Source organism: Oleidesulfovibrio sp., assembly GCF_047973035.1.
GTDB lineage: Bacteria > Desulfobacterota > Desulfovibrionia > Desulfovibrionales > Desulfovibrionaceae > Oleidesulfovibrio.
Genome location: NZ_JBKEBF010000004.1, coordinates 1 through 22447, shown reverse-complemented (window position 1 = coordinate 22447; position 22447 = coordinate 1). Strand labels below are relative to the sequence as shown.

Below are 22447 nucleotides of genomic sequence, written 5' to 3'. Positions count from 1 at the left end.
TTTGCATAGCTCAACAAAAAAGGCGCTGTATCCGGCAGCGCGTATAATAAGATCTCGATATTTGCTGTGCAGCCAGCAGGGTTTCGTTATCTATGTAGTTAAACTGCATCTGGGCATTGCCCACTATCGAAGCCGTGCGCAATAGTGCAATAAGACCGGCTTCGCCTTGCGGTGTTTCCAGCGAGCCGTGAAGCAGCTTAAAGTTATGTGACATGCCCAGACTCATAGATTCGACATTAATTTTCGCTACTGATTTTATGATGGCAGTAGGACCTTTGGTATCAGCACCTTGCGAAGGGCTCTTTCCGTCTGAAAGCGGTTGTCCGGAGAAGCGCCCGTCAGGAGTTGCTGCAATCATTTAGCCAAGAGGCGTGTTGAAAGACTGCGAAAGCGTTCCGTGGATCATTCGAGCGTAGAGTGTTTTTTGCCGGTTCATTGCTTTTTCAGTGTAGTCCACAATGTCTTTAGCAAGGTAGTCGGCATAGTCGTCATCGTTTCCGTACTTCGGTGCTTTCAGACAGTCTTTCCGAGTTTGCTCATGTCCTGCCCAGTTGGCATCAATCGCCTTTTTAATTTCGGTCAGGGAGTTTTTTTATCAAAAACAAGCTGCTTAATGGCAGACATGCTGTCTGTATAGGTGCCGAGTCCGGCACAGATAGTTCCGGGGCCATCGTAAAGAACGGCTCCACCGTCAGTAACGTCTTTGCCGCTTTGCATGCATCCATCTACAAATAGAGACATGTAGGGATTGGGAGCCATATCGCGAACCAGCTTCTGGTTGATGACAGTTCCCTTTGCAGTCATTTCTATAATGTAATCAATTTGTTTTTTTACAGCGGCTTCGAATTCTTCATAAGTTCGTAGCTCTTCAATATCGCCGGTGTCTACACCAACATTTTGCTCATCATATGAATTGAGTATGCCGCGGTTGAAAACCAGTTCGATGGCAACGGGCCACTGGGTAAAGCCGCCTGCGGTCCATTGGTGAATACGGCCTGATTTTTGTGGTTCCACACATCCCATCAGGCAATAATCGCGTGCATCCTCAAAATCGAAGCCTTTGCGAAGCATGATTTTTATATGAGCATCGTCAAAGTGGCACGCAGGCATCCCGCTGCCAGCTTTAATAACTTCTGCAATTTTTGCAGATAGATGTCCGGTGACTGGTTGTGAATCCGGCATGAGAGTGAAGGTTGGTAAACGCCCACGGCACGTACGGCATCCATAATCAGATAGGTCAGGTCTTTGGTTGCATCTCCGCCGTGCCTTTTTTGACCACCTACGCATATATTGATGAACGGCATATAACCGGCAAAGTATTTGGCAGTCGCGCCGGGGGTATACCAGATCATTTCCGAGCAGTTAATGATGAAGCAGCTCATCAGTTCAAATGCTTGCTCAGTTGTCAGAGAACCGGATTTAATATCGGACTGGTAGCAGGGAAAGACGTATTGGTCGAAACGGCCAAGAGAGGTGCTGCACTGGTTTTCTTCCAGCAGAAAAAGAGACTGAATCGTCCATATCGCCTGTAATGCTTAATGGAATGTCTGTGGCGGATTGGCGGGAACGCGGGCATTGACATCAGCGATTGCAAGTAATTCTTTTTGTCGTTCTGGATTTTGCTCTGCTTCAGCAAGTTCTTTTGCGTATGCAGACAGGCGATCGGCATATATCAATATGCCATTACAGGTTTCAATTGCAGCCTGATAGAACCAGATTTTTTTTTGGTTTTCTTCTATATCAGGAGACAACCGGGCAAGGCATAGCTCCGCTCCGGCTTTTATTCCGTTAATACCTTTAGTAAACAGAATGATATCATATCCGGGACTGGTATCTCCGCCGCCACTTGTGTGGTGATAGGAAAGGTCGCTTATGCATGCTTCTGCCGAGAATTCCCATAACCCCTCTTCCCGGAATGCCTGCTCACTGGCTTCATCAAGTGACTTGTCTTCCCAGAATGGAAATATTTCATTCCGAAGAGTTCTCTTGTCTTCTTCAGTTATTTCATAAGGGTCCTGAGGCCGTGTGCCGAGGGTCTCAAGCTCGTCACGGCTTTCGGCAATATGGGGTAGTTCAGGCCGATTTGGTATGGCCGGATGCAGTTCTTCTATACTCTTTGGCGTTGTAGACAAGGCTGGCAAACAGATGGCGTTGAGATTTCAGCTGAAGAAGGTATTCAGGGTGCCATTGGACGCCTACGAAAAAAGGATGTTGCTCATCCATGATGGCCTGAGGAACACCAGCCTCGTCCATTGCTGAAACGCTAAGGTTTATCCCCAGCTTGTCTACCGCCTGCCGATGCAGCGCGTTTACCATGATGGTAGGGGAAGTAAAAAAACACTGAAGCTTTGACCCGTTGCAGATATGAACCTTTTTGTGGGGCAATACAGTGTTCGGGTGGCGGACGTCCTCGTAAAAATCGACAATTGATTGATGCAGCGTGCCTCCCCTGACGACATTTAGCAGTTGCATTCCCCGGCAGATTCCAAGCACGGGCAGGCCTTGCTTTATTGCCTGTTGAATGAGAGCCGTTTCAAGCGAGTCTCTTTGTCTGTCGTGCTGCGGTCGCTGCTTAAGGCTGAATACACGACGTAACAGTAAAAGTAGTATGGCTACGCATGCGCTTTTGAGTTTGTAGACCCAGAATGTTGCCAACGATGTTTCAATCTGTCTTTCCTCTTCAAGCTTCTCCTGTCCGTACAATTCGGGGAACACGTCAGCTCCGCCGCTGACAACCAGTCCGTCTGCGAGGTGCAAATCCGGCGGGTTTGAAGGACTTGCCCGCAACGCTTTGCCACCGGCCAGCAAAATGCCCAGCTTAATACACAGCCATGATGCTGTTCCTCCGTTATCCGGCGTTGTGACAACAATCAGCGGTTTTCTCATGACGCAATCCAGTCTGAAAGTTCTTGCAGTATGGATCCGATGCTCGGAGGCGTTGCAAGATACGCATCACAAACTTTACGCAACTCGGTTTTGTCCGCTGCCAGTTGTTCAACGTTCACCCATCTGTTCCACTCCAGAGCCATGCTCCATGATGGTTCGTCTATTCTGCAGTCCGGCATTCTGAAGTGAAATGTCGGGCGCGGCTTAACAAGGTGAGGCTCCTCAACCTTGCTTATCACCCGGTCATAATCAAGGTGAGCAAACAGACATGTCATATCCAGCGGCCTGTTTCTTGTCGGGTTATACTGCAGGTAATCGTCGATCAACTGCCTAAGGTCGGGGGTGTAATCTGCTTTCAGCACTTTTCGTATATATGCTTCGGGGAAAGAATCAATAAAAGGGGAAAGCCTGCGTGAGATATCAATATCCATTTCAAGCTCAAGCCAGTGCTGAAGAACAAAAAAGGCTCTCATGTGGTCAAGTATAACCGCAGGCTCAAAGCTTGGGAGCTCCGGATTGAACTGCATGGCAAAAGCATACAGTAGAGAGTCTCGGGTTCCTCTGGCTGCTCTTCTTCTGAGTATGCTTTCAAGGCAGCTTAGCTCTTGCAACTCCGTTAACGGGACTGGCGGCATTACCAGTTCAAAGGGAACTGCCAGCGAGGCAATTTTTAGCAATAACGAGTCCAGAGAGTTCAAGGTTTCAATATCAAGATCAAATCCCAGCTCTGACAAAAGGTCTTTGTATTTTTCACTTTTCAGTTGAGAAGCATCTACTTCAAGTGTGAAATCGCCGAAGCGGGTGTTTGAAACTTTGTAAATGTAGTTGCTCTGACGTTCGGCCTTTCCTCCAAAAATGTCTGCTACATCCTGTGCCACATCCAGCAGCTGGACTCCTGTAAACTCCAGTTCAAAGCCCACTTTTCGTATTTCTCCGGCTGCGTTGTGCATTATGGGCGGCATGGCAAATCTAACTCTGTCCGGCATGTGAACTCCTGTTTTCATACTATTCGCTTTGGCTGTCTTTGAATGTAGGCATTGTTTCGGGGTAGGCAACCATATAACAATGTAGCGTAAAATGAAGTAAGTGGTTGTTGACCTGACGTTATACGCATTGTATGGGGGTGAAAAAAATAAAATTTGTAACACTGGCTTTAAAAGGCTGCTGAAGTCCGGAGGTTTCATGCGAAAACTGCTTGTTCTCGGAATGCTTGTTCTGTCTCTGACTATGCTGTGTTCTCCGGCTCATGCGGGAATCTTCCCTGACGTGGTTGATGCCACTGGTCAGCCCCTTACTTCCTCAACACCTGTTACAAAAGTTGTCTGTTCCGGCTCCGGGTGCTTACGGCTTTTGACATACATTGAAGCAGAAAGTCTGGCCGTTGCAGTTGACGACATGGAAGTTAAAAGAGCCAAATTTGACACACGTCCTTATGCTCTGGCTCATCCCGAGTTTAAAAAATTACCTATCTTCGGTGAGTTCAGGGGGCATGATAACCCGGAATTGATACTCTCGCTTGAGCCCCAACCTGAAGTTATCTTTAAAACATACACCAGCAGTATGGGGTACGATCCCAAAGAATTACAGCTTAAAACCGGCATTCCCGTTATCGTTCTGGATTATGGCGATCTGGGTGAGAATAGGCAGGCTTTATTCCATAGTTTAAGGGTGATGGGGCGCGTGACAGGCAAAAGTCAGCGTGCAGAAGAGGTCATAGCGTTTTTTGAATCTGCGATTGCTGATTTACATAAGCGCACGGCGCATGTTGCCCCCTCTGAGCAACAGTCTGTTTTTGTAGGCGGTATTGCTTTTAAAGGGCCGCATGGGTTTCAATCCACAGAACCCGGGTACCCGCCGTTTGAGTTTGTAAACGCAAAAAATCTGGCTGTTCAGGACTCAGCAGGAAAATGTTTGAAGCATTCTGATGTAGCAAAAGAGAAGATCGTTGAGTGGGATCCTGATTGCTTGTTTGTAGACTTATCCACCTTGCGCCTTGGTGACAAGGCCAACGGTGTAGCAGAGTTAAAAAGTGATCCGGCCTATCAGACTCTGAATGCAGTAAAAGCCGGTAATGTACATGGCCTGTTACCTTATAACTGGTACACACAGAACTTCGGCTCAATACTTGCCAATGCCTACTTTGTAGGAAAAGTATTGTATCCTGCTTTGTTCAGCGATGTTAACCCTGCGGAAAAGGCAGATGAAATTTATACGTTTCTGGTGGGCAGGCCGGTTTTTGAAAAACTGAATAACTCTTTTGACAACCTTGCATTTCAGCCTGTTCCGGTAAACTGATATGCATTTTAACGATGGTGTAGTGCCGGAAGCGTACCGAAAATATACGGCCACGCGGGTATTTTTTATTCTGCTGCTTGGTCTCTGTCTTGCCGTTGCGCTTGTTATTTCTGTCAGTCTGGGTGCAGCGAATATTGCTCTGCGCGATGTTCTTGGTAGTCTGCTTGGATTTTCCGTACCCCCGCGGGTGGATGCTATCATCTGGAATATCCGGCTTCCTCAGGCGCTGGCCGCTGTCGTGTCTGGTGCAGGGCTGGCTGTTGCAGGGGCCGCCATGCAGTCTATATTACGAAACCCCCTTGGCTCACCTTTTACTCTGGGTATATCGCACGCCGCTGCATTTGGGGCTGCACTGTCAGTGATGGTTCTGGGCGGGGGCATGATGACATCAACCTCCGTTGGAGCCGTAACGATTACTTCCCCCTTTCTTACCACTGGAACCGCTTTTGGTTTCAGCCTGCTGGCTGCATTTGTTATTATCGGTATATCCCGCATGCGCGGGGCAACGCCCGAGGTTATGGTTTTAACCGGTGTCGCTTTGGGGGCATTGTTTTCTGCAGGAACGATGTTTTTGCAATTTTTTGCAGATGACGTTCAGCTTGCGGCCATAGTTTTCTGGAGTTTCGGGGATACCGCACGGGCCTCATGGAATGAGCTAGGGCTGCTTTGTGCAGTAACTGCTTGCTGTGTCGTTTTTTTTATGACGCAAAGCTGGAACTATAATGCCATTGATACGGGCGACGAGACAGCCATGGGGCTGGGAGTCCGCGTGTCCCGTGTGCGCGTTATGGGTATGCTGGCTGCGAGTCTTCTTACTGCCGTCATAATTTCGTTTTTAGGCATCATCGGCTTTGTCGGTCTTGTTGTGCCTCATATGGTTCGTCGCATCATCGGGGGAGACAATCGTTTTCTGTTGCCGGCTTCTGTCGTTGGCGGAGCTCTGCTTTTGCTTGTCTCAGATACCGCCGCCCGTCTGGTTCTGGCTCCACATGTTCTTCCTGTCTCAGTGCTTACTGCCTTTATGGGGGCTCCCGCATTTCTTTGGCTGATAGTGAAAGGGTATAAACGTTAGCGAGGAAAGTATGACATTAGATGTCCAGAAACTGGGCTTTTCTTACAACGAACGTCAGGTGTTACATGATGTCGGCTTTCATATTCATGCCGGCGAGCTTGTGGCCATTCTGGGTCCGAACGGGGTCGGAAAGACTACGTTGCTCAAATGTCTGAATGCCATACATAAGCCCTCCGGTGGGGCTGTGATGGTTGAACGTCGCAACTTACTGACTATGACCCCTCATGAAATAGCTCTGAAGGTGGGGTATGTTGCCCAGCGTTCGGAAACGGCAAGAATGACTGTTTTTGATGCAGTACTGATGGGCCGTAAACCGCACATCAGATGGAATGCTTCTGAGCGTGACCTGACGATTACAGATACTGCAATCAGACGTCTCGGCCTTGAGGGGCTGGCGTTACGCTATGTGGATCAGCTTAGCGGAGGGGAGTTGCAGAAAGTGTGCATTGCCCGTGCCATGGTGCAGGAGCCGCAACTGCTTCTTCTGGACGAACCGACCAGTTCGCTGGATATGCGGAGCCAGATTGAAATAATGAAGATGCTGAGACATGTCATTGACGGCCATGGGATTGCTGCTGTCATGACTATGCACGATCTGAATACGGCACTGAGGTATGCGGACAGGGCGCTGTTTGTGAAAGGCGGAACTGTTTTTGCCGAAGTTGCTGTTGCTGATGTGTGTTCTGACGTTATCGAGGCTGTCTACGGAGTTTCTGTAACAGTCCATAACCTCGGCGGGGTGCCAACTGTCGTTCCTGCTGCATAAGGAGAGCAAAATGTCTTGTTTAATTCCCGGAGAAGTGCTGGATCAAGTCATTTCATTTCACGGGCATAGCTGCCCCGGCTTGAGCATCGGTGTTCGTGCTGCCGAGCTGGCGATACAGAAGCTGGGAGAGCCCGCTGACATTGATATGGTAGCAGTGGTTGAAACTGATATGTGCGGTGTGGATGCTATTCAGTTTCTGACAGGTTGCACCCTGGGTAAAGGCAATCTGATTCATCGTGATTATGGGAAAATGGCTTTTTGTTTTTACGACCGGATATCTGGCAACGGGTTTCGCGCTTTGCTTAAGCCCAACATGCGGGAGATTAACAGAGCAGCAATGACTCGTCTGATGAAAAGGCAGGCAGAGGGCGTAATTACAGAAGGCGAAGCGGAGACGCTTAAAAGGTTGCGTAATGAAATTCAGGATGCGTATTACGCTATGCCTCTGGATGAAATGTTTATTGTCTCAGAATGGTCTATGCCGCCCAGAAAAGCGGTTATTCTGGAAAGTCTGCAATGTGAATGTTGCGGGGAATATTCCATGGAGTCCCGTACAAGACGTTTCTCCGGTAAGGTGCTGTGCATTCCATGCTTTATGAAAGTTGAACAAAAAATGTAGCAGTACTTTCATATCAGCATTGTGCTTGTTTGCATAAATTATGTTAGTTTTGTGCATGCTCAGGCGCGTAAAGATTATTGAGAATTTGTTTCAACTGTCATAGAGTTGTTTTGAGCAGTTTGGGGGCGCCGCATGCATGCCGCATGCGGCTTATGGTTATTTTTTCTTCGGAGATGAGTATGCTTAAGCATATGTCCATTGCAGCCAAGCTGGGGCTTGGTTTCGGGGTGATGCTACTGTTGACTGGGGCTGTCGCGTTCATGGGATTTTCCAGCCAGAAAGTGCTTGTTTCAGAATCAGATACCACAAGCGCCGTACATACGGGTATGGAGAATATGCAACGCTCACGTTTGAGCGTTCTTTACTACATGCTCAATGCTGATGAAGCTTCAGTGCAGGCGTTTTCTGATCTCGGGCTTAAAATGAAGGAGACGCTCGGGGGACTGCAACGTACAACTAAAGATGTTGAAGAACAGAAGCGGTATGGAGAACTGACAAATCAATATGAAGCTTACGCGCAGGCTTTTGCACAGTATGTTTTGGCACAGCAAGCCTATGAGAGCGAGCTGAAAAGAGTAGTGGCGGTTGCAGAGTCTCTGGAACAGGACATAGAAAAGTTTGAAAGTTTGCTTGTTGAAGGTGCCCAGACGGGAACTTCTACTGCGGTTCAGTATGATACTCTGCGCAAGCTTCAGCTGCAGAAAGATATTTATGCTGGCTTTCTGCTTTCCCGAATTTCGGTTTTGTACTTCCTGAACGACAATGATCCTCAGCGATTGCAGCATGTTTATGCGCAGCTTGATTCTGTACTTTCTTTAGTAAACAAGCTTGTTCCGCTGGCAGAGAATGCTGAAGAGCGACAAAGCTTTCGTGCCCTTTCTGAAAAGGTGCAAAGCTATGGAAAGGGTGTAGAGATATTTGAAGAAGTCAGTTTGCGGCAGGCTGAGATTGCAAAGAATATGGTTGCCAGATCTGACGCGATAACTGCTCTTGTGGAACAGGCGTTAAAAGAGCAGCAGCAGGATATGCAGGAGCAGGTTGAAAGTGCCTCTCTGTTGACTGCGGCAATGACGGGGCTGGCTTTGATTGTCGGTCTGATGTTCGCTTATGTCATTACACGCTCAATTCGGGTTGGTTTATCAAAAGCAATTGCCGTTGCTGATGCCGTTGCTGTTGGCGATGATGATGTAAAGATCGATGCAGGCGGTAAAGATGAAATCGGGCAGTTGCTGAACGCAATGCAGCGGATGCTGGCTGCGCAACGTGATGTGGTAAGTATTGCCCGTCACCTTGCTATCGGTCAGCTTGATGTCACTGTTACTCCTCGTTCCGAGAACGATGCGCTTATGCTTTCTCTTAGAGAAATGGTAACTGCAGAGCATAAAGTCGCAGCCATTGCAGATTCCCTTGCAGGCGGCGACCTGCGGGTTAGCCTTGAGCCTCGATCTGCTGAAGACAGATTGTTCAAGTCGCTTGGCACTATGGTTTCGCGTTTTAGTGAAGTTGTCAGCGAAGTGCAGCTTAGTGCCGAGAATGTTTCTACTGGCAGCGAAGAGCTGAACGCAACGGCTGAGGCTCTTTCACAAGGCTCCACGGAGCAGGCAGCTTCTGTCGAACAGTGCTCTTCTTCTACAGAAGAAATGGCTTCCCGCATTGCGCAGAACGCGGAAAATGCAAAAACGACAGAAAGCATTGCCGCAAGCGCCGCACGCGACGCCCGTGAATCCGGTAAGGCTGTGTCGGAAACTGTTCTTGCTATGCGCGAGATTGCTAATAAAATATCTATCATTGAAGAAATTGCAAGGCAGACAAACCTGCTGGCTCTTAACGCCGCTATCGAGGCCGCGCGTGCAGGGGAGCAAGGTAAGGGGTTTGCCGTTGTCGCATCGGAAGTGAGAAAGCTTGCCGAGCGGAGTCAGGCGGCAGCGGCCGAGATTAACGAGCTTTCAGCTTCAAGCATGGGAGTGACAGAGCGCGCAGGTGAACTACTTGGTTCTCTTGTACCGGCTATTGAGAAAACATCTGACCTTGTACAGGAAATTGCCGCAGCAAGTATTGAGCAACGAGCTGGAGCAGAGCAGGTGAATTCTGCTTTGCATCAGCTTGATCAGGTTGTCCAGCAGAACGCAGCAGCTTCCGAGGAGGTTGCTTCCACCTCTGAAGAGCTGGCTGCGCAAGCCAGCCAGTTGCAACAAGCGGTAGCTTTCTTTCAGCTGAAAGCAACAAGAGTTAAACCTTCTCAACAGACTGTGCCCCAACGATCACTTGAAAGTGCGGTGTATGAACCTTCCCGTTCTGAAGTGAAGCCGGTAAAGCTGCGCTTTAATCTGGAGGATAAATCTGATGATGGCGATCAGGACTTTGAACGCTATTAATTAAGATACGGTAGAGAATGACAGGGCAGCGGCATAATGTCGTTGCCCTTTTTTGTTCTTGAAACGGTAACGGGCTGGTTTGTGGATCGGAGGCTTTGGTCCATGGGCTGAATTCCTCTGTTTTGCGGTGTCGTGCCATCGTTTTTTCCGGAGTAATTGTATGGCAGGATAATTGGAAAAACTGGGGGCAAAAAGATTCCAATGGGATGGGGCTGGATTTTGACACGGGGTAAAGAAACACAGGTGTTGCGGTTCAGGCCGACTCTTTTCATTTGTCATATTGCCTGATAATCTCTCGCTCCTTGTTCGTCATACGCTTTTTTCCATTTTATTTTTTTAAGGATAACCCATGAAACAACCTTCCCGTTGGCTGGTAATGCGCCTGAGTGCGCTAGGAGACGTGGTACTCACTACCGGAGTGCTTGACTATCTGGCCAAACGTTATGGGTGGACTTTCAGCGTGTTAACCAGAAAAGAATGGGCTGGTGTATTTGACGGACATCCAGCTGTTGAAAAGGTCATCGGCCTTGATTCCGCCCGATTTAAGCTTCCTGCGATGCTTCGCGAATTTCGCAGGATTTCAAAAGAGCATGCCGGTTGGGGGATGATTGATCTGCACGGAACGATTCGTTCGTACCTGCTGAGCATTCTTTGGCGTGGGCCGGTGCTGCGCTATCCGAAAATGTCTGCCGAGAGGCGCGCCTTTTTATCAAGCGGAGGACGGGTTGGCGCAGAAAAGCTGCTACGCTTCAATGTTCCGCAACGGTATGCCTTGGCTGTTCAGGATGAAGCGCCGGAGCGCAGTGACTTGTTACCGATTATCTACCTCACTGAGGCAGAGAAAAATGCCGCTAAAGCCATGTTGGACAATGCCAGACAGTTTCCTCTTATCATTCTGCATCCGTATTCAACGCATATTAACAAGGCTTGGGTGGATAAAAACTGGTATGCTTTAGCAGAACGGCTGTGTGCCGCTGGTTACCAGTGCGCAGTTGTCGGAGCAGGCAAAACGTTTTTTGCAGATGCTGCTTGCGGGGTGCTGGATTTTACCGGCAAAACATCGTTGCGCGAAAGCTGTGCGCTGCTTTCGCTGGCAGCTGTTGTGGTGACTGGTGACTCTGGCCCAATGCATCTTGCTTCTGCAGTGGGAACCCCTGTTGTGGCTCTTTTTGGTCCGACACATAAGGCGTGGGGGTTTTATCCGGAAGGGAAAAATGATGTTGTGCTGGAGGCGGAACTAAGCTGCAGACCATGTTCGCTCCATGGCAGCAAAAAGTGCCCGCACGACCAGGCTTGTATGGCCACTATAAGCGTTGATGAAGTATTTGATGCTGTTAAAGGAAAGGTTGAAGGCAAAAAGTCTGTTAACGCGTAAGAATCCGTTTTTCGACGGCTTTCAACAATTCTTCAGCTTCACGTAGCGACGGGTCTTTTTCCAATGCCAGCTTTGCGTAATCATATGCTTTGTCTTTTTCGCCCCATTCTACATATAGCTTCGCCAGATTAAGCAGCGTGATCGGGTGCCTTCCAAACTGTTTCATGGCTTGAATGTAAAGGCGCTCTGCAACTTCATACTCTTTGAGTTGCTTATAGGCTTTGATTGCTCCGGCCCATGCTTTGCTTTCAGTGGGAAAGCGCTTCAAAGCATCGTGCAGAACCTCTGCGGCTTCAAAGAAAAGTTCATATTCAAGCATGGTCAGGCCAACGAATGTCATAACACCTTCTTCCCGCCCCCAATCGTCAACTACACGTCTCAAGTAACTTTTGCCGCGCGGCAGTTGGCCTCTTTCCATGCAAGCCAGCCCTTTTTTTAACAACTCTTGTTTTTGCTCTTCGCTTTCACAACGTTTGAGCTCTTCGTTATGGATATTTTCCTGCTCAAGGCCATGCAGAATTGTTTCCAACCTGTCGACAAGTTCATGTTCTTCACCACGTAGATAGCGGACGTAAACCAGCGAATGAATTTTTTGCGAATGGAAAAAGCTTATAATGCGGGGCGAACGGTTAAACTCGGCAATGAGTTCTTCGAGAACTACTTCTGTTTCAAAGCGGGCAGGGCCAAGTAACGTTTCGGGATGATAAGATTTGATTGCAGAGATGGTGCAAAGGATAGCTTTTTCGATGCTACCCTGCCTGACAGATGATTTAGCACGGGCGAGGTTCTCACGAACGGATTTGGGAGCTGTTTTTCTAAGCATGGATGGACCTTATAAGTATAGTATCAATATGTATCTTTGTCTCCGTTAGATGTAAAGTCGTTAATTTGATGCATAAGATGGCTTCCCCTTAAGAGCGGTTGGTGATAGTAGTGTCCACAATTTACTTATACATGGATAGCTGAAATTTTCAGTGGGATACATGAGAATGCTTAACAATATGCCCAGAGTTCTTGTTGTTGAAGACGGCAGGCTTGCAGCTGCTACTTTGCGGATCCAGCTGGAATCTCTAGGCTATGTTGTTGTCGGAGTTTTTGAAAACGGAGAGGAAGCAGTTCGAAAGGCACCGGAGCTTCTTCCGGATATTGCACTGGTCGATATCATGCTTTCAGGAGTGCTGGACGGCGTGCAGACAGCTGCCGAGCTTTCAGGATGTTGTGACCTTCCGATTATATTTATCACAAGCAGTCAGGAAATTGAGACCTTTGAGCGGGCTAAACAGGTAAACCCTTTTGGCTATCTTGCTAAGCCGGTTGCCGTAGATACGCTCCATCGTTCTATAGAGATGGCTATCCACAAAAATAGGCTTGAGCAGCGCCTGCTGGAAAGCGAATCCCGTTACAGACTTATTGTTGAAAGCCTTAATGATGGACTGGCTATACTGGGAAGCGATTATTCTATCCGGTATTGTAACTCCAAGCTGCTTACAATGCTTAAAAAGCATATTGATGATGTGGTTGGGGGATCTTTTGTTAATCTTTTACATCCCGCCAAAGTAAGTAAATTTTGGCTCGAAACAAGAAAAGCCCAAAGTGACGGCTTTGCCTCGTTCGGAGGTAACCTGAGAGTCTCCGATGATGAATACCTGCCTGTTCGCATAGGAATTTCGAGCCGAACAGATGTGGTCGAATCCTCGGAAAGAGAGCTTGTCTGCGTAGTTACCGACGTTTCAGAGCTGCTTGCTTCTGCTGCTGCATTACGCGAGGCGGAAGCCAAGTACCGCACAATTTTTGAGAATGCTCGCGAGGGCATTTTTCAGGCAACCCCTGATGGACGATTCATCGAGCTGAATCCCGCAATGACAAGGCTTTTTGGTTTTATAGATTCGGCATCAATGCTGGGCGAGTTTCCTACACTTTGTCAGTTGTTTACATCAGAGAACGCAAAAGGTGATCTTTGCCTGCCGTTTTTGACATCGCAAAAATCAGTCCATGGCTTCCAGCTTTGTCTGAATAACAAGCAAGGTGGTAAGCTGTGGGTAGAGCTTAGCTGCCATACCGTTTTAGATGCTTCAGGTAATGTAACCCGCCTGGAGGGAATGGTTATTGACGTTACAGCGCGGCGTCTGCATGAACTCCACCTGCTCAAAAGAGCTACAAAGGATGATTTGACAGGTGTAAATAACCGGTCGGCTTTTCGTGAAGTTCTTGCAAAGACAATTACTGAAGTTCGCGGCGGGGAATATTTGTGTGCCTTGCTCTATATTGACCTGAACAACTTTAAAAAGGTCAATGACCGCTATGGGCATCATGTTGGTGACAAGGTATTGCGTGAAGTGGCAGGGCGCCTGAGCTTAAAAATCCGCAACTCAGATGTGATAGGCAGAGTTGGTGGAGATGAGTTCAGTGTACTGCTAAGAGGCATTAGCTGTGAGGAGGATGCCCGGCGACTTGCTACGAATCTCCTGACCTCACTGCACGATCCTTTTGACAGTCTGCCGGATGACAGTCTGTTGGGCATGAGCATTGGAGTTGTCCTGCTCGGGCTGGATGCTCCGGATCATTCCGTTGCGATGCGCAGGGCAGATGCCGCTATGTATCATGCCAAAACCATGCATCTGGGAGTCGTGCTTTGGGAGGCGGGAATGTATAAAGACACCGGCTCGTAAGGTTCCAATAACCAGTTATTACTCCAACCATTCTGCCCGAATGGTTTCTTCATGCTTTTCCATAATATCCAGAACTGATTCAGGGATCAGCCCTGCCAGGCAACGGCGCTGCAGCCAGCGTTCACGTATCAGTGAGGCGCTGATTTCGAGCATCGGTATAGGTAAGTAGAGTACTCTTCCGCCGCTGGCTGTCATGTATTCTTTTTGTACAGCAGGTAGTGACGGAGAAACCTGCTGTAATTTGCCGTCTGGCCAATCTTCTATCGCAGCTAGAAAACCATCCATTGTATCTGTGCCGCGAGTGACTATCAGCAGGTCGCTTACATCGGGCAATATAGTTCCTTTGTGCCACTGTGGTAAGGCGGGAAAGTCTTCTGCGCCAAGCACAAATAACATTTTGGCCTTTCTTTCTTCTGTCAGCAGTTTCAGCGTGTCCAGCGTATAGGAAGGACCTTGTCTTTGGCCTTCAATGGTGTTGACTGTAGCCCATTGGAACGGGGCAACCATGGCGTTTAACATGGCGCAACGGATTTCAAACGGCAGGATACCGCGAATGTTTTTATGTGGTGGAACACTGCAGGGCAACACTTCGACACCGTCAAGGCCTAGAGCCTCACGGACTTCGATGAGCAGCCTCAGATGGCCTATATGCGGAGGGTTGAATGTTCCGCCGAACAAAGCTGTTTTATACATAGCCACGCTGTAAGATAGAATAAAGAGCGGGGCGGTGATTGCCGCCCCGCTTATGATTATTGACGGGTTTGCCCGCTGCCCATCACGACGAATTTTGTTGTCGTGAGTTCTTCTACTCCCATCGGACCATAAGAATGCAGCTTTGACGTGCTGATACCGATTTCGGCCCCTAGTCCAAGCTGGCCGCCATCGTTAAAACGTGAGGATGCATTGACTGCAACCATGGATGCATCGACCTCGCGTACAAAGCGCATGGCATTTTCATGGTTGCGGGTGCAAATGATCTCTGTGTGATTAGATCCGTGCTGCGCAATGTAGTCCTGCGCCTCGTCTTGATTTTCAACAACTTTTACAACCATGATCAGATCGTGGAATTCTGTTCCGGGGTCTGATTCCGTCATGGGCTGGGCAGCTGTACCAAGCAGTGGGAGCGCTTTGGGGCACGCACGGAACGTGACTCCGGCTGAGCCAAGCCTTTCTGCTATCATGGGAAGCAACGTGTCGGCCTCGTTTTTATGCACAAGCATACCTTCAAGGGCATTACACACACCCGGGCGCTGAACTTTTGCGTTAAAGACGATTTCGCAAGCTTTTGTAAGGTCGGCGCCCTCGTCAATATACGCATGGCAGACCCCTTTGTAGTGTTTGAGCACAGGCATACGCGCTTGCTCTACAACCGTACGGATGAGGGTTTCTCCGCCTCGGGGAATGATTACGTCAACATAGTCTTCCAGTTCACAAAGAGCCTTGATGGCTGCCCTGTCAGTGGAGGGGACAACTTGTACAGCATCTTCGGGCAGACCGGCAAAAGAGAGTGCCTGATGAATAAAGCCAGCAAGTGCCATGTTGGAATGAAAAGCTTCTGATCCGCCGCGAAGAATTACAGCGTTACCCGCTTTAAGACATAAAATGCCGGAATCGACAGTAACATTGGGGCGTGATTCGTAGATCATGGAAATAACGCCCAGCGGAATTCGCATTTTACCCACAAGCAGGCCGTTGGGGCGTTGCCATTGTTTTTCTGTGGCGCCGATGGGATCGGGAAGGTCAGCTACAAATTCGCATGCGCCGGCCATCTCTTCGATGACGATATCAGTCAGGCGCAGTCTGTCCATGCGGGGGGCATCGAGTCCGCGGGCTTCTGCTGCTTCCAGGTCTTTACGATTTGCATCTGCAATTGCAGCTTTTTCAGTACGCAATATTTCCGCAAGCTTGATAAGAGCAGAGGATTTAGCAGCAGGTGAAGCTGCGCGCATGGCACGGGCTGCCTTTGCTGCTTTTTTTCCCATCTCTTGAAGTTGTGTATATATATCCATGATGCCTCCTGTCTTAATAATCGAAACATGAATTTGGTAAATTATCTGTTTATGCAATGAGTGGCAACATACTGTTGCACACCTCAACCTGTCGATTTCCCTTTTGACATTTCTGTAAGCCCTGCTTACAAGTGAATGCGTTTTTCAAAAAAGATGACGTCATACGTTGTCAGACCGCTTCCTAATGAAGGAGAAATCCGAATGTCTCAATCCAAAGAAGAGCAGACAACCCTGTTGGACCAGCTTAGTGCGGAAGTAAATCCCGCAGCTGACCCTGCTTTGAGCTTTGTTCTGAACAATATCAAAACCATAAGCATGGCTATCGGCGCAGTTGTACTGCTTGCCGGCGGTGCTGCCGCTTACTCGTGGAACAGCGAAAGCTCTTTGAAGCAGAGCCAGGCTGATCTTGGTATGATCGTAGCTACCAAGACTGGTGCAAATAGGCTGAGTGCGCTTGAAGCGTTTTCTGCCAAGGCCGGTAGCGAGCTTGGTGCGGCCGTTAACTACGAGATCGCCAAGGTCAGTATTGAACTGAAGCAGTACGATCGGGCGGCAGAAGCGTATAAAGCACTTGCCGCACAGTCTGATGCTGATGCCGCCATGACGGCCAAGCTGGGGCTTGCTCAGGTGTATATGAAGCAAGGTAAGCCCGCAGAGGCGGTAACAGTACTGAAACCTCTAGTGACCGGAGCTTCCGCAGAAGCTCAGAACACGATCAATCGCATGATTGGTGAGGCAGCCATGGAAGCTGGTGATTACAATCAAGCTCTGTCTGCTTTTGAAGCATTACAGCCTGTTGTTTCCGCGGATGAAAAAGGGTATATTGAATATCGTATTCAGAAGGTTAAGCAACGTTTGCAGGCTAAAAGCTAGGCTATACAGCCTACATGGCGTACGGTTTTCAGGAAAGGGGTCTTTATTACCTCTTTCCTCTTTCGGTTTTTGCTGCACTGCAGTGTAAAACAGAGTCGTAGAAATTGTTTGAGATATAATTTTCACGGTTCATTTTTTGATCAACCCAGGGTGATTGACCTGAACAACGTAGGTTGTCGACCTAGGTGGTAACGCCGTGGCCGGACGCCGCAATCAATAACTACTATGAGCCAGATTAATACTCAGGATTCGAGACTTCAACCTTACCTAGGAACCCTACAGCGCATAGTCTCTGATATGGGCCCCCAACGTCCATTCCAGTCGTCACTAAAGTCGTTGCTGCGAACGCTGGCTGAAAATCACCAGTTTAAACGCCCCCACCTTGTCATTTTTGATCCAGAAACTCAGACCCTGAAACTTAGTCTTGCACACGACCCTGCAAAGTCTGATGACATTGAATACGCCCCCGGCGTAGGGGTGACCGGTCAGGTTTTCAGTTCCGGTCAGCCGGTTATTGTTCCTCGTATGAAGGATCACCCTTCATTTTTGAACAAAGCCTTCGGGCGCTCGGAAGAAGAGCTTGCGACTCTGGGGTTTATTTGTGTGCCTGTTCTTGGACCTGGTGAAGAAGCTGCACCACGTGAAGTTATCGGCACTTTGAGTGTTGATACGCCCATCACCGACCTGCCTTCTCTGGAAGGACAATGCCGCTTCCTTCAGGTTGTTGCGGGAATGATTGCAAATCAGGCCGCCTATCTGCAGGAAGAGATGGCCCGGCAGAAGCATATGATGACGCAGGGGCTTATTGCCGGTGATTCTACTGAAACCGGTATGCAGGCAACAAACATTGTTGCTGCCTCCAAGTCCATGCGACTGGTTTTAAACCAGATTGCTCAGGTCGGTCCCAGCCGCGCTACTGCACTTTTACGAGGTGAGTCCGGAACCGGTAAAGAACTGCTTGCCGAAGCAATCCATCAGGCCAGCCCCAGACGCGACATGCCGCTGATTAAGCTGAATTGCGCTGCGCTGCCTTCCGACCTCGTGGAAAGCGAGCTGTTCGGCTATCAGAAGGGCGCATTTACCGGAGCGGTGCAGAATAAGAAAGGCTTGTTTGAACTTGCGCATAAAGGGACTCTCTTTCTTGATGAAATCGGCGAGTTGAGTGCTACTGCTCAGGCAAAAGTGCTTCGTGCGATTCAGGAACAGGAAATTCAGCGCCTCGGTAGTGAACAGACAATTTCTGTTGATGTTCGTCTTATTTGCGCAACGCATCAACATCTGGAAGAACTTGTTGAGAATGGTAGTTTTCGTGAGGATCTTTACTATCGTATCAATGTTTTTCCTGTGTTTATTCCACCGCTGCGTGAGAGAAGAGAAGATATTCTTCCTGTTGCGGAGCATTTTCTTAAAGGCTACGCAGAAGAATATCAGAAAAGCATCAAACGTATTTCGACTCCGGCCATTGATCTGCTGACGCAATACCACTGGCCCGGAAACATCCGTGAGCTTAAAAACTGCATTGAGCGGGCTGTTCTGGTCTGCGATGAGCAGGTAATACGTACTTATCATCTGCCCCCGTCGCTTCAGACCGCAGAAAGTACCGCAACGGATTCCAACCTTTCGTTTTGCGAAGCTGTTGCCAAATTTGAGCAGGAATTGCTTGTAGATGCTTTGAAAAAAGCACGGGGCAATATGCTGCAAGCTGCAAGAGATCTGCGGGTAAGCTACCGTATTGTAAACTACAAAGTGAAAAAATACGGTCTGGATGCCAAAAAGTTTGCCGTCAGCAAAGGGCGCCCTATTAAATAGCTAACGCATTTATGAATATGAAAGAGCGGGGTCATGCTTCATGACTCCGCTCTTTTTTTGTACAAGAATGGAAGCGTATTACGCTTCTTCAGGAATGTCTGCCAACCAGTTCTGCAATGCGTCAACGATCATCTGTGCCTGCTTGGGGCTGGAAATGTTGAACTTTGACTGAGGCTTGTATTCTCCGCTCATTTTACGGTAGCGGCGGATGATATATTTGTCGGTGCTGTATTCCTCAGTCTTGTGGTCCCATTGCTGGTAGCGGAAGAGAACGGTTGCCCAGGCGCCTTTAGAAAGGATTACTTTATCAAGTTCTTTAACAATCAGAATACCGTTTTCTTCGTAATCAACCGTCAATTCTTCCACTGTGGTGCTCATTGCAGCTCCTTGCTGGCAGTAGCTAAGCTTATATACTGCTGTAATTTTAAGTGATGAAAAAGAGGGAGCGTGGGCTCCCTCTTTGTATTATTCGTGTTCCTGTTCTTCTGCCGTACTTGCATGGTCTTTGGCAACCCTCCATATCTCCGGGGCCTCACCAAAGTGTTTGGCGGCCTGACGCTGACCAAGGTTAAAAGCCTTGATGTTGATGGCCTGAATTTTTGCAGGCATATTTTCTTCAAGGCTTTTACGTACAAGGCGGCGTTCTGCAAAAGGCAGTAGATGAGTAACGGCACCGAGGACAAGAGTGTTGATTGTCAGCGGGTTGCCGATTTTTTCTTTTGCCAGTGTGGTAAACGGCAGTCCGAGAAAATGGTTTGTCGGGGTATGCTGTACCAGTGTGGTGTCTATCAGCAGGATGCCTGCCCGCTTCATGTAGCGGTAGTAGTTGTTGCAGGCTTCCTGACTGAGCGCAACAAGCAAATCCAGATTTTCAGTTTTCGGGTAACTGATGGGACTGGAACTGATGACAACGTCAGCTCTACTTGAACCGCCACGGGCTTCGGGGCCGTAGCTTTGGGTCTGGGTAACGTAGTAACCATGCCCCAAAGCCAGAGAAGACCCCAGCAGCCTGCCAAGGGTGATAATTCCCTGACCGCCGAGGCCGGAGAGCCTGATTTCGAAACGATGAATTTCCTGTTGTCCTTTTTTCATCAGGCACCGCCCATCAACTTGGTTTTAAGAGCCGCGTATTTTTCTTCCAGTCCGGGCTGTCCGCGGTCGCGGAAAAGGCCGATGGGGATTCGAGGGTCGCCTTTGGCTACTTTGCCGGATTCCACAGATTCAAGCTTAACAGTGTTCTTTTTCAGCCACTGGTACATGTCTACTGCACTTCTGAACTTGTTTTTACGTCCGTACTGCGTCGGACATGGCGACAGAGCTTCAACCATTGAAAAGCCGGGACTTTCAAGTGCTCCGGTAATAAGCCTGTCCAGCAGGTTTGCATGGAACACCGTGCCTCGGGCCACATAGTTTGCTCCCGATGCTTTTGCCATTTCAACAAAGTCGAAAGAGGGTTCCAGCGAGCCATACGGAGTTGTCATGGACATGTCGCCATGAGGGGTGGCAGACGAGCATTGTCCGCCAGTCATGCCGTAAATAAAGTTGTTCAGAATCAGCGTGGTGATGCCGATGTTACGGCGTGCAGCATGGATCAGATGGTTACCGCCGATGGACATGGCATCGCCATCGCCCATAACGCATATAACCTTGAGTTGCGGGTTGGCCATTTTAATACCCGTTGCAAAAGTAAGTGCGCGGCCATGCGTTGTATGGACTGTGTTAAAATCCACATAAACAGCCATGCGGCCGGAACAGCCAATGCCGGCCACAATTACCACGTCGTCTTTAGCAAGACTCAGGCTGTGTACGCTTCTGATCAGTGACCCGAGGACAATGCCGTGACCGCAGCCGGCACAAAATACGTGCGGAAACTTTTTGTTATGCCGCAGGTAATCGTGGATGAGTTGAGTAACGTCAGACATGCTCCACCTACACTATGGCTTTGAGAATTTCCGACGGAGAGATTATCTGACCGTCGACGCGGTTAATTGTCTTCACCCGGGTGCTTCCGCTGTTGACCCGTTTCACTTCACGGGACATCTGCCCCATATTCATTTCGGGTACAATGACAGCCGTGCATCGTTTTGTGAGCTTTTCTACTGCAGGACGAGGAAAGGGGAAGAGTGTTTTCAGAGTAAGTAAGCCTGCTTTGTAGCCTCGCTCGCGAGCCTGTTCGACTGCAAGATGAGCAGAACGGGCAACGCTGCCGTACGCGACAACCGCGATATCCGCATCTTCCAGCATGTACTCGTCAACCAGCTGAATGTCGGGGTAGAATTGGTCAATTTTACGGAACATGCGCGACATGGCTTCGTTGACTTCATCCGGACGTGAAGTGGGAAAGCCCATTACGTCATGGGTGAGGCCGGTGTAATGCATCCTGTAGCCGGTGCCGATGGGGGGCATGGCCGCTACGCCACGGGCAGTATCCGCAAAGGGCTTGAACCATTCAGGTGGCACGGAAGGCTGGACACGCGAAAGGATTTCAACGTCCTTAGCGTCTGGTATTTCAATTTTTTCTCGTGTATGTGCAGTGACTTCGTCAATAAGCAGGATGACAGGTGTACGGTACTTTTCGGCAAAGTTAAACGCCACGATTGTCATATCAAGGCATTCCTGCACAGTGGAGGCGGAAAGGACAATAATAGAGTGATCACCGTGAGTGCCCCAGCGTGCCATCTGTACATCACCTTGAGAAGGACTGGTTGGAAGCCCTGTGCTGGGTCCGCCGCGCATAACGTTAACAATAACCACCGGAGCTTCGACCATACAGGCATACCCTATATGTTCCTGCATAAGCGAAAAACCGGGGCCGGAGGTCGCTGTCATTGCCTTGCGGCCTGCCAGAGAGGCACCCACTATGGCCCCCATACTGGCAATTTCGTCTTCCATCTGGATGAAAACACCGTTTTCATGGGCGGGCAGGCGCGTTGCCATTACTTCCATGATTTCGGTTGAAGGGGTGATGGGATACCCTGCATAGAAGGTACAGCCGGCAAGCAATGCGCCTTCGGCGATAGCTTCATTGCCCTGTGCGAAGACTTCGTTTCTTTTCCTTTTTCTCTGGGCCATTTGAATCATCACTCCTGGCTTTGAGGTGGTGCTGAAGGCCCGTAAACGGGACAGGTGGCACCAGTTTGCTTAGGCTTGATCACTATGGCGAAGTCAGGGCAATGCAGCTCGCAAAAGCCGCAGTTTATGCACTGATCCATCCTTGTTACTTCAGCCTTTCCCAGTGTATTGATTTCAAGCACCTTGCCCGGACAAAAAGCTACGCAGATACCGCAGCCTTTACACCAGTCCGGGTACACACACACCAGAGTTTGCCCTTTGTCTTTTTTTGCCATTGCACATCCGCAAAAGAATTGGTTGGTGCGCAAACGTGTCTGCAATGTGCAGACACAGGCAATAATATGTATTGCCTTCCCAAGTTAATTGCCAACAATTGTTAAACCAGCTTGTATTGCTGTGCAAGGCCAAAGTGTATTATTTGCAGTAGTTGAGTCCTCAGTCAGTTTATAACAGTCAGGAGTCAGTCTTGGAGAGTTCTTTTATCCCCCCGTTTGCATGGAATTCACGTCGTTCTCCCGTCTATGGTGAACAATATATGGTTGCTGCTTCGCAACCGGCTGCAGTGAGCGCTGGGCTACAGATCGCCCAACAAGGCGGCAGCGCAGCAGATATGGCTGTAGCCGTTGC

At 49.0% G+C, this 22447-nt stretch carries 21 protein-coding genes and 1 pseudogene; 9 read left to right on the top strand and 13 right to left on the bottom strand.

Features of this window, described 5'->3' with window-relative positions; all coding sequences use genetic code 11:
• Positions 1-10: 10 nt before the first annotated feature.
• The 5 genes and pseudogenes from ACK5LI_RS00515 to ACK5LI_RS00495 form a co-directional block, all read right to left on the bottom strand.
• Positions 11-358 carry a glycine radical domain-containing protein gene (locus ACK5LI_RS00515; RefSeq protein ID WP_416945672.1) on the bottom strand — a complete coding sequence of 116 codons (348 nt, stop codon included), beginning with the start codon at positions 356-358 and terminating at the stop codon, positions 11-13.
• Positions 359-562 (bottom strand): pyruvate formate lyase family protein, encoded by a 204-nt coding sequence (locus ACK5LI_RS00510; RefSeq protein ID WP_416945706.1) that lies wholly within the window; start codon positions 560-562, stop codon positions 359-361. It abuts the gene before it with no gap.
• A gap of 17 nt (positions 563-579) precedes the next feature.
• Positions 580-2132, bottom strand: a pseudogene (locus ACK5LI_RS00505) (pyruvate formate lyase family protein).
• On the bottom strand, positions 2074-2886 hold the full coding sequence (locus ACK5LI_RS00500; protein WP_416945671.1) for a gamma-glutamyl-gamma-aminobutyrate hydrolase family protein: 813 nt from the start codon (positions 2884-2886) through the stop codon (positions 2074-2076). Before ACK5LI_RS00500 ends, ACK5LI_RS00505 begins: the two are co-directional and overlap by 59 nt.
• Positions 2883-3872 (bottom strand): amidoligase family protein, encoded by a 990-nt coding sequence (locus ACK5LI_RS00495; protein ID WP_416945670.1) that lies wholly within the window; start codon positions 3870-3872, stop codon positions 2883-2885. Before ACK5LI_RS00495 ends, ACK5LI_RS00500 begins: the two co-directional genes overlap by 4 nt.
• A gap of 196 nt (positions 3873-4068) precedes the next feature.
• On the opposite strand from ACK5LI_RS00495, the gene ACK5LI_RS00490 reads away from it, so the two are divergent.
• From ACK5LI_RS00490 to ACK5LI_RS00465, 6 genes are all read left to right on the top strand, one after another.
• Complete coding sequence (locus tag ACK5LI_RS00490; protein WP_416945669.1) at positions 4069-5181, top strand: iron ABC transporter substrate-binding protein; 1113 nt, start codon at positions 4069-4071, stop codon at positions 5179-5181.
• Position 5182: 1 nt separating this feature from the next.
• Positions 5183-6253, top strand: a complete 1071-nt coding sequence (locus ACK5LI_RS00485) for a FecCD family ABC transporter permease (protein ID WP_416945668.1) — start codon at positions 5183-5185, stop codon at positions 6251-6253.
• 10 nt (positions 6254-6263) lie between these two features.
• Positions 6264-7019, top strand: coding sequence for an ABC transporter ATP-binding protein (locus ACK5LI_RS00480; protein WP_416945667.1), 756 nt, complete (start codon positions 6264-6266; stop codon positions 7017-7019).
• A gap of 10 nt (positions 7020-7029) precedes the next feature.
• Positions 7030-7638: an FmdE family protein gene (locus ACK5LI_RS00475; RefSeq protein ID WP_416945666.1), complete on the top strand. Its 609-nt coding sequence runs from the start codon at positions 7030-7032 to the stop codon at positions 7636-7638.
• Positions 7639-7817: 179 nt separating this feature from the next.
• Entirely contained in the window at positions 7818-10013 is a 2196-nt protein-coding gene (locus ACK5LI_RS00470) for a HAMP domain-containing methyl-accepting chemotaxis protein (RefSeq protein WP_416945665.1), read from the top strand.
• Between the two features lie 349 nt (positions 10014-10362).
• Positions 10363-11388: a glycosyltransferase family 9 protein gene (locus ACK5LI_RS00465; protein ID WP_416945664.1), complete on the top strand. Its 1026-nt coding sequence runs from the start codon at positions 10363-10365 to the stop codon at positions 11386-11388.
• Here ACK5LI_RS00465 and ACK5LI_RS00460 read toward each other — a convergent pair.
• Positions 11378-12211, bottom strand: coding sequence for a tetratricopeptide repeat protein (locus ACK5LI_RS00460; RefSeq protein ID WP_416945663.1), 834 nt, complete (start codon positions 12209-12211; stop codon positions 11378-11380). The genes ACK5LI_RS00465 and ACK5LI_RS00460 overlap by 11 nt on opposite strands.
• A 166-nt stretch (positions 12212-12377) precedes the next feature.
• Here ACK5LI_RS00460 and ACK5LI_RS00455 point away from each other — a divergent pair, with 166 nt between their 5' ends.
• Complete coding sequence (locus ACK5LI_RS00455) at positions 12378-14057, top strand: diguanylate cyclase domain-containing protein (protein ID WP_416945662.1); 1680 nt, start codon at positions 12378-12380, stop codon at positions 14055-14057.
• An 18-nt stretch (positions 14058-14075) separates the two neighbouring features.
• Here ACK5LI_RS00455 and nadD read toward each other — a convergent pair whose 3' ends face one another.
• Complete coding sequence (nadD, locus tag ACK5LI_RS00450; protein WP_416945661.1) at positions 14076-14750, bottom strand: nicotinate (nicotinamide) nucleotide adenylyltransferase; 675 nt, start codon at positions 14748-14750, stop codon at positions 14076-14078.
• 56 nt (positions 14751-14806) lie between these two features.
• Positions 14807-16066 (bottom strand): glutamate-5-semialdehyde dehydrogenase, encoded by a 1260-nt coding sequence (locus tag ACK5LI_RS00445; RefSeq protein ID WP_416945660.1) that lies wholly within the window; start codon positions 16064-16066, stop codon positions 14807-14809.
• 201 nt (positions 16067-16267) lie between these two features.
• Between ACK5LI_RS00445 and ACK5LI_RS00440 the strand changes: the two genes are divergently transcribed.
• Both ACK5LI_RS00440 and ACK5LI_RS00435 read left to right on the top strand, forming a co-directional pair.
• Positions 16268-16939 carry a tetratricopeptide repeat protein gene (locus ACK5LI_RS00440; protein ID WP_416945659.1) on the top strand — a complete coding sequence of 224 codons (672 nt, stop codon included), beginning with the start codon at positions 16268-16270 and terminating at the stop codon, positions 16937-16939.
• 225 nt (positions 16940-17164) lie between these two features.
• On the top strand, positions 17165-18748 hold the full coding sequence (locus tag ACK5LI_RS00435) for a sigma 54-interacting transcriptional regulator (RefSeq protein ID WP_416945658.1): 1584 nt from the start codon (positions 17165-17167) through the stop codon (positions 18746-18748).
• Between the two features lie 78 nt (positions 18749-18826).
• Here the strand turns inward: ACK5LI_RS00435 and ACK5LI_RS00430 are convergent, their stop codons facing one another.
• The 5 genes from ACK5LI_RS00430 to ACK5LI_RS00410 all read right to left on the bottom strand — a co-directional run bounded on the left by ACK5LI_RS00430 (position 18827) and on the right by ACK5LI_RS00410 (position 22095).
• Entirely contained in the window at positions 18827-19126 is a 300-nt protein-coding gene (locus ACK5LI_RS00430) for a hypothetical protein (protein ID WP_416945657.1), read from the bottom strand.
• 87 nt (positions 19127-19213) lie between these two features.
• A complete protein-coding gene (locus ACK5LI_RS00425; protein WP_416945656.1) occupies positions 19214-19840 on the bottom strand; it encodes a 2-oxoacid:acceptor oxidoreductase family protein in 627 nt (208 codons plus the stop codon).
• Positions 19840-20670, bottom strand: a complete 831-nt coding sequence (locus tag ACK5LI_RS00420; RefSeq protein ID WP_416945655.1) for a 2-oxoacid:ferredoxin oxidoreductase subunit beta — start codon at positions 20668-20670, stop codon at positions 19840-19842. Before ACK5LI_RS00420 ends, ACK5LI_RS00425 begins: the two co-directional genes overlap by 1 nt.
• A 7-nt stretch (positions 20671-20677) precedes the next feature.
• Positions 20678-21820, bottom strand: coding sequence for a 2-oxoacid:acceptor oxidoreductase subunit alpha (locus ACK5LI_RS00415; RefSeq protein ID WP_416945654.1), 1143 nt, complete (start codon positions 21818-21820; stop codon positions 20678-20680).
• 8 nt (positions 21821-21828) lie between these two features.
• Positions 21829-22095, bottom strand: a complete 267-nt coding sequence (locus ACK5LI_RS00410; protein ID WP_416945653.1) for a 4Fe-4S dicluster domain-containing protein — start codon at positions 22093-22095, stop codon at positions 21829-21831.
• Positions 22096-22447 lie beyond the last annotated feature (352 nt).

Coding starts and splice junctions, on each gene's coding strand:
- ACK5LI_RS00515 (WP_416945672.1), bottom strand. CDS start 358: ATGATTGCAGCAACTCCTGACGGGCGCTTCTCCGGACAACCGCTTTCA.
- ACK5LI_RS00500 (WP_416945671.1), bottom strand. CDS start 2,886: ATGAGAAAACCGCTGATTGTTGTCACAACGCCGGATAACGGAGGAACA.
- ACK5LI_RS00495 (WP_416945670.1), bottom strand. CDS start 3,872: ATGCCGGACAGAGTTAGATTTGCCATGCCGCCCATAATGCACAACGCA.
- ACK5LI_RS00490 (WP_416945669.1), top strand. CDS start 4,069: ATGCGAAAACTGCTTGTTCTCGGAATGCTTGTTCTGTCTCTGACTATG.
- ACK5LI_RS00485 (WP_416945668.1), top strand. CDS start 5,183: ATGCATTTTAACGATGGTGTAGTGCCGGAAGCGTACCGAAAATATACG.
- ACK5LI_RS00480 (WP_416945667.1), top strand. CDS start 6,264: ATGACATTAGATGTCCAGAAACTGGGCTTTTCTTACAACGAACGTCAG.
- ACK5LI_RS00475 (WP_416945666.1), top strand. CDS start 7,030: ATGTCTTGTTTAATTCCCGGAGAAGTGCTGGATCAAGTCATTTCATTT.
- ACK5LI_RS00470 (WP_416945665.1), top strand. CDS start 7,818: ATGCTTAAGCATATGTCCATTGCAGCCAAGCTGGGGCTTGGTTTCGGG.
- ACK5LI_RS00465 (WP_416945664.1), top strand. CDS start 10,363: ATGAAACAACCTTCCCGTTGGCTGGTAATGCGCCTGAGTGCGCTAGGA.
- ACK5LI_RS00460 (WP_416945663.1), bottom strand. CDS start 12,211: ATGCTTAGAAAAACAGCTCCCAAATCCGTTCGTGAGAACCTCGCCCGT.
- ACK5LI_RS00455 (WP_416945662.1), top strand. CDS start 12,378: ATGCTTAACAATATGCCCAGAGTTCTTGTTGTTGAAGACGGCAGGCTT.
- nadD (WP_416945661.1), bottom strand. CDS start 14,750: ATGTATAAAACAGCTTTGTTCGGCGGAACATTCAACCCTCCGCATATA.
- ACK5LI_RS00445 (WP_416945660.1), bottom strand. CDS start 16,066: ATGGATATATATACACAACTTCAAGAGATGGGAAAAAAAGCAGCAAAG.
- ACK5LI_RS00440 (WP_416945659.1), top strand. CDS start 16,268: ATGTCTCAATCCAAAGAAGAGCAGACAACCCTGTTGGACCAGCTTAGT.
- ACK5LI_RS00435 (WP_416945658.1), top strand. CDS start 17,165: ATGAGCCAGATTAATACTCAGGATTCGAGACTTCAACCTTACCTAGGA.
- ACK5LI_RS00430 (WP_416945657.1), bottom strand. CDS start 19,126: ATGAGCACCACAGTGGAAGAATTGACGGTTGATTACGAAGAAAACGGT.
- ACK5LI_RS00425 (WP_416945656.1), bottom strand. CDS start 19,840: ATGAAAAAAGGACAACAGGAAATTCATCGTTTCGAAATCAGGCTCTCC.
- ACK5LI_RS00420 (WP_416945655.1), bottom strand. CDS start 20,670: ATGTCTGACGTTACTCAACTCATCCACGATTACCTGCGGCATAACAAA.
- ACK5LI_RS00415 (WP_416945654.1), bottom strand. CDS start 21,820: ATGGCCCAGAGAAAAAGGAAAAGAAACGAAGTCTTCGCACAGGGCAAT.
- ACK5LI_RS00410 (WP_416945653.1), bottom strand. CDS start 22,095: ATGGCAAAAAAAGACAAAGGGCAAACTCTGGTGTGTGTGTACCCGGAC.